Annotated in this window: 1 protein-coding gene; it reads right to left on the bottom strand. The window is 74.5% G+C overall.

What is annotated here, in order from left to right:
- The coding region (locus tag O3W51_RS47430; protein WP_269290261.1) for an ATP-binding protein at window positions 1-4049 on the bottom strand (4049 nt) is incomplete at both ends.

Genomic DNA, 4049 nt, shown 5'->3' with positions numbered 1-4049 from the left:
GGTGAGGGTCTCCGCGGTGGCGGCGACCGCCAGCCCGTAGCCGCGGTCGCGTCCGGTGGCCGCGATGTCACGGAGCCCCGAGTCGGCGGCCGGCATCTGGGCGAGCAGGTCCGCGTCGTCCACCAGCACGACCGCGGGCCCGGTCCCGGACTCCAGCGCCTCGCGGACCTCGTCGGCCATCGGGTCGGGCGACTCCAGCACGACGGCCTGCGGGTGCCTGCGCAGCCCGCGCAGCGGCGACTCGCGCGGGGTGATCGCCACCACCCGGGTCCCGCCGGCCAGCAGCGAGACCGCGAGACTGGCCAGCGCGGTGGAACGGCCCGCCCCGGGAGGACCGCTGATGAGGAACGACGGCGAGTCCGCCGCGAAGTCCACACCCACCGGCTCCAGATCGTCGCCGCCGATGCCCAACAGCCCCCACAGGGGACGCCGCTGGGCCGCCGGCACCTTCGCGTAGGCATCGGTGAACGTCACCTGCTTCGGCAGCGTCATCACCCGGGCCGGGCGCCGGGCGGCCGGGACGTCCCGGTCGCGGCGCGTCGCCTCGGCGCCGATGCGCTGCAGCGCCTCCGCCTGGTCGCGGCCGGTGGGCACGCCGCCCGACACCTCGCCGAGCAGCGCCACCTGCACCTCCGCGGCGCTGCCGCCGCGCCAGCCGCGCCCCGGCGGGACCACGGCCGGGATCAGCTTCGCCGGGATACCCGCCAGCATGTACTCGCTGCGGTCGGTGAGCCGCAGCAGCAGCCGCTCGTCGTTGAGCGAGGCGACCTTGCCGGACAGCAGGGCGCGTTCCGAGGTGGCGATCACGTGCACGCCCATCGGCGCGCCCTCGCGGATCAGCGCGGTGAGCTCCTGGACGGGCCGGCCGCCGTCGTGGTCGCCGAGCAGGGCGGTCAACGAGTCCCAGCCGTCGATCAGGACCACCAGGTGGGCGGGCCGCTCGGCCGCCGGCAGCAGGGTGCGCAGTTCGGCGAGGTTGGCCACGCCGTGCTGGGTCAGCAGCTCCTGACGGCGGCCCATCTCCCCGAGGAGGCGGGCCAGCAGGCGGTTGAGGCGTTCCAGGTCGGCCCGGGGGACGACGGCACCGCAGTGCGGCAGCGCGCTGAGCGCCGCGAGCGCGCCGCCCGCCGCGTCGATCCCGTACAGGTGCACGTCCGCCGAGGAGTGCCGGCGGGCCAGCGCGCCGCCGATCGTCCGCAGCGCCTGGGAGCGCCCCGACCGCGGGGTGCCGATGATGTACAAGTGCCCGAACTGGGAGAAGTCCAGCTCCAGGGGCTCCTGTCGCTGGATGCCCGGCAGGTCGGCGAGCGCCCAGGGGACCGCGGCCAGCCGGCCGTTCGGCAGGTCCGGCCGGTCGGGCAGGTCGTGCAGCGAGACGGCGTGCTCGAGCGCCGGCAGCCACGGGCTGGGCTGGTGCGGCACGTCCAGTTCCTCCGCCGCCTCCCGGATCGCTTCGACCAGCGCCGTCAGATCGGTCGGGGCGTCGGGGTCGTCCGAGTGGTCCGGGGCGTCGGCGTCCGAGGCGTGCTCGGGGCCGGGCTCGGCGGCCGTGCGGCCCAGCAGCGACCAGTTGACCTCGCTGGTCCAGACGGGAGGCTCAGCCGTCGGTCGGGCTTCGACCCCGGTACCGGCTGCCGCGTCCGGACGCGGCAGCTCGCCCTCGGCGCTCTTCCCCGCGCGGGGCGCTCCGACGAAGGCCGTCTGGAACGGCAGGACGGAACGGTGTCCGATCCGGGCCAGGGCGCGGCCCGGAGTCGCGGCGGAGATGGTCACCGCGTCGTTGACCTCCAGAACATCCATGCTGTCCATGCTGTCGGTGACACGCAGCGAGATCCGCAGGTTGGTGTTGGCGCGGATGTCGGCGGTGACGACGCCGGCGGGCCGCTGCGTGGCCAGGATCAGGTGCAGGCCGAGGGAGCGGCCGCGCTGGGCGATGGAGACCAGGCCGGGGATGAACTCCTGGACGTCCCGGGCCAGCGTGGCGAACTCGTCGATGATCAGCAGCAGCCGGGGCAGCGCGGCCAGCGACGGATCGCGCCGCCGCATGGCGCGGTACTCGATATGGTCTTTGGCGCCCACATTGGCCAGGATCCGCTCACGCCGGGTGAGTTCCGCGCCGAGGGACGCCAGGGCGCGCTCCACCAGGTGGCTGTCGAGGTCGGTGACCATGCCCAGGACGTGCGGCAGTCGCACGCAGTCCTGGAACGCGCTGCCGCCCTTGTAGTCGACGAGCACGAACGTCATCTCGTCGGGCCGGTTCACGGCGGCGAGCGAGGCGACCAGCGTCTGCAGCAGCTCGGACTTGCCGGCGCCGGTGGTACCGGCGACCAGCCCGTGCGGGCCGTCCTTGACCAGGTCGAAGGTGACGGGACCGGTGTAGCCGACGCCCAGCAGCGCCGCGGTGGAGGCCGGCCGGTTGGACCACCTGCGGGCCAGTTCCTCGCCGCGCGGCGGCTCCAGCTCCAGCAGTCCGAGCAGCCCGACCCGGTCCGGCAGACCGTCGGAGCCGTCAGGAGTGACGTCACGGACGGGCGCGAGGGCCCGGCCGATCCGCTCGCACCAGTCGGTGTCGACCAGGTCCGGGCGGATCTCGGTGAGGTCGGCGCTGCCGGTGCGGCGCAGCGTCACGTCCCGGGCGTTGACGACGCAGACCGAGACGCACTCCTCGGGGAGCATGCGCTCCTCCTGGTCGATGCAGATCAGGAAGACCCGGACGGCCGGGCCCTCCTTCAGCACCTGCACGACACCGGGCACGTCACGCAGCCGCCGCGCCCCGTCGAGCACCACCACGAGGTCCGGTTCGCTGAGCAGCGCCCCGCTCATCGCGGAGTTGCGGGCGCGCATCCGGGCGCGGACGGCCGAGACCAGTTCCGAGACGCGGTTGGCGACGGTCTCCGGGTCGTTGCCGAGGGTGACGGCCGGACCGCCGGAGTTCTCCGCGGAGACACCGCCACGGCCGGGCCGGGCGTGCGGCAGCCAGCGCACCCATTCCCAGGCCGGGGCTCCCGCCGTATCGGTGAGGACGGTGATCCGCACATCGCGGGGGCTGTGCAGGATCGCCGCCTGGGCCACGGCCCAGCGGGCGAGCGCGCGGGCCGCGTCGCGCTCGCCGGCGATGCCGAGCACACCGTCACCGGCCAGGTCGACGCCGACCGGCATGTCGGGGATCCGCCAGTTGACGGAGCGGTGGTTGTCCTCGCGGGAGGTGTCCTCGACAGTGAGCAGCGAGGACTGGTTGACCGTTCCGACCCGCAGTACGAGATGGTCCGGGTGACCGCGGCGGCGCTCCCACAGGCGGGCGCCGGGGCCGACCGCCCACAGTCCGGCGTCGGCCGGGTCGGGCCCGCCCGCCACCCGCAACCGCCGTTCCCGGTCGACCTTCTGCTGGATGTCCTGTTCCAGGGAGGCGCGCCGGGCGCGGTAGCTGGCGACGCCGTCGGTGTACTCCCGGCGTCCGCTCTTGCGGCCGCTCATCCAGTTGCCGATGGCCAGGACCGGGCTGAAGACCGCGAACATCAGGTAGAAGTACGAATGGAGGATGGTGACCATGCCGACGCCGAGGAGGAGCGGCGCGAACACCACCAGCAGCGGCACCGGGCGCTTGGTGGGCGGGCTCGGCGGCGACGGCAGGACGAAGCGTTCCGGCAGCAGCGGCGGAATGATCCGCGGCGGCCGGTTGAAGTCGAGGAACGCGCCGTCGGCGGAGACGGTGACGGCCGCGTCCGCCTCGGTGGGTTCCGCCACCCGCAGCAGGAATTCGCCCAGCACCAGTTCACCGCCGAGCGGCCACTCCTGCCAGCCGCGTGGCAGCGGCTCATGGGCGTCGGCGTACGGATCGGGCAGTTCCGGGGCGGGGGCGGGCGGCAGCGGGATCGCGTCGGCGCGCGGCCGGGCCGGCGGCGGCTCGGGCGCGGACAGCGCGACGCCCTCGGCCTGATGGGTGTTGAGCAGGACGGTCCCGTTGGGACGAACGGTGATCCGCACTCCCTGCGACGGAACGTCCCGGCCCTCCAGGAGGACCGCGCTGCCCGGCAGCGTGGTCCTCCTGG

Source organism: Streptomyces sp. H39-C1, from assembly GCF_027158125.1.
GTDB lineage: Bacteria > Actinomycetota > Actinomycetes > Streptomycetales > Streptomycetaceae > Actinacidiphila > Actinacidiphila fildesensis.
The sequence above is the reverse complement of the archived record's forward strand: the minus strand, read 5'-3'. Positions and strand labels throughout refer to the sequence as shown.